General features: G+C 58.2%; 1 protein-coding gene and 1 tRNA gene. One reads left to right on the top strand and one right to left on the bottom strand.

Going from position 1 to position 2,185, the window contains the following annotated elements; all coding sequences use genetic code 11:
• Positions 1-448 precede the first annotated feature (448 nt).
• Positions 449-522, bottom strand: a tRNA-Pro gene (locus AC0AP0_RS12430).
• A 179-nt stretch (positions 523-701) separates the two neighbouring features.
• On the opposite strand from AC0AP0_RS12430, the gene AC0AP0_RS12425 reads away from it, so the two are divergent.
• Positions 702-2,132: a UTP--glucose-1-phosphate uridylyltransferase gene (locus AC0AP0_RS12425; protein WP_490430708.1), complete on the top strand. Its 1,431-nt coding sequence runs from the start codon at positions 702-704 to the stop codon at positions 2,130-2,132.
• Positions 2,133-2,185: the final 53 nt, after the last annotated feature.

Genomic DNA, 2,185 nt, shown 5'->3' with positions numbered 1-2,185 from the left:
CTCGTAATCGTGGTCAGCGCTGTTGCCGGGTACGCTCTTGCGGCCCTGCTCTGGTGACAGCCCTCCTCGGCTGGCAACGGAAAATGGAGCTTTACCTGTGCCAACTTAACGGATAAGGCCACCACGAGAAGGCATCTTTGCTCCAGCAAGCAACCGGATACAAATCTTCTTCTTGCTTTGACCTCGAGTGCATTTAAGGTTCAGCCATCAGTCATCGGAGAGCGACAGAGGGGGGGGGGGCTCATACCAGCATGCAGCCTGTTATGCCATACGGCACACTTGACTCCGTGCAGTTCTATAAGCATTGTTTTGGCGTATAACACGAAACACAATGCGGCCGGAAAAAGCTGAGAGGGGACCTTGCATAAACAATGCGCCCGAAATGTGCCCGATTCTGGAAATAAGAATGGTTCCGAAGCCAGGAAGCCTTGGAACCATTGGTTTCTTGTCGGGCCGGCGGGATTTGAACCCGCGACCCCTTGACCCCCAGTCAAGTGCGCTACCAAACTGCGCTACGGCCCGACGGTGCATCAGCACCGAGTAGAGATACTAGCACAGCGTAGCGGGGCCGACAACGGTCCGGCGAGTCCCTGCAGACGAGTCCAGACAGACCGGGTCACATGATCAACTTGCTATCATGTTTCTGGACGGTCGACGCAACCCGCGTCGACCGCAAGTCGTCCCAGCCCGGAAGGGGTTCCATGAGCACAGACGTTTTCGACCTTTCGGCCGCGAAAATGCGAGACAAGGGCATGAGCGAAGTCTCCATCAACCAGTTCAAGCAGCTTTACGAAACTTGGGAACGGGAAGATGCCAAGGCCTGCGTGCGCGAGAAGGATGTCACCCCGCTCAAGGACGTGCCCCGCACCAAAGATATCCACGACACCATGGACATGGACATGGCCCTGGATGCATTCTCCCGCACTGCCTTCATTAAGCTCAACGGTGGGCTGGGCACCTCCATGGGCCTGGAGAAGGCCAAGTCCCTGCTGCCCATCCGACGCCACAAGGCCCGTCGGATGCGCTTTCTGGACATCATCATGGGCCAGGTGTTGACGGCCCGCAAGCGTCTAGGGGTGCCGCTGCCGCTTATCTTCATGAACTCCTTCCGGACATCACGAGACACCATGCGCGTTGTCAAGCAGGACCGCCGCTTTGTTCAGAAAGACGTGCCCATGGAGATCATTCAGCACATCGAACCCAAGATCGACGCTGACACCGGCTGTCCGGTCGAATTCCCAGCCAATCCCGACCTGGAATGGTGCCCTCCCGGCCACGGCGACATCTTCTCGACCATCTGGGAGACCGGCCTGCTGGACATACTCAAGGAGCATGGAATCGACTATCTGTTCATCTCCAACTCCGACAACCTGGGCGCCCGGCCTTCAAGGACCCTGGCCGGTTATTTCGCGCAGTCCGGAGCGCCCTTCATGATCGAGGTCGCCAAGCGCACCGATGCTGATCGGAAGGGCGGCCATATCGTTATCGATAAGGCCAGCGGACGCCTTATCTTACGAGAGATGTCCCAGGTGGACCCGCACGACCGCAGCTCAGCCATGTCCATCCGCAAGCATCCCTACTTCAATACCAACAGCATCTGGGTCAGGGTCGATGCCCTGCGCGACAAGCTGACCGAATGCAACGGCGTGCTACCTCTGCCCATCATCGAGAACCGGAAGACCGTGGACCCCACCGATCCATCCACCCGCCCCGTGGTGCAACTGGAGACCGCCATGGGCTCTGCAGCCACGCTCTTCGAAGGGGCCATCTGCGTACAGGTAGACCGTATGCGCTTTCTGCCGGTCAAGACCACTGACGACCTGTTCATCATGCGCTCCGACCGCTTCCATCTGACCGACTCCTATGAGATGGAGGATGGCAACTACGATTTCCCAAACGTTCAGCTGGATGAGCGCTACTACAAGTACATCGCCGACTTTGACGAGCGCTTCCCCTATGGGGTTCCCAGCCTGGCGGCCGCCAACTCGGTCACGATCGAGGGGGACTGGACCTTCGGCAGGGATGTGACCCTGTATGCTGATGCTCATCTGAGTGATCGGGGGCGCTCCTCATACGTGCCCAATGGTCAGTATGTGGGACCCCAGGGAATCGAACCGGACGAGTGGGTCTAAGGCCAGTCTCAGCAGGGTTCAGCCTGTCAAGAAAAGGTACCGTATTTGGGTGT

Source organism: Bifidobacterium sp. POST2/T3 (B1) (assembly GCF_058197115.1).
This window is presented reverse-complemented; position numbering and strand designations above follow the sequence as displayed.

Excerpts from the sequence above, each read along its gene's own strand:
- AC0AP0_RS12425 (WP_490430708.1), top strand. The coding sequence starts at position 702 with ATGAGCACAGACGTTTTCGACCTTTCGGCCGCGAAAATGCGAGACAAG.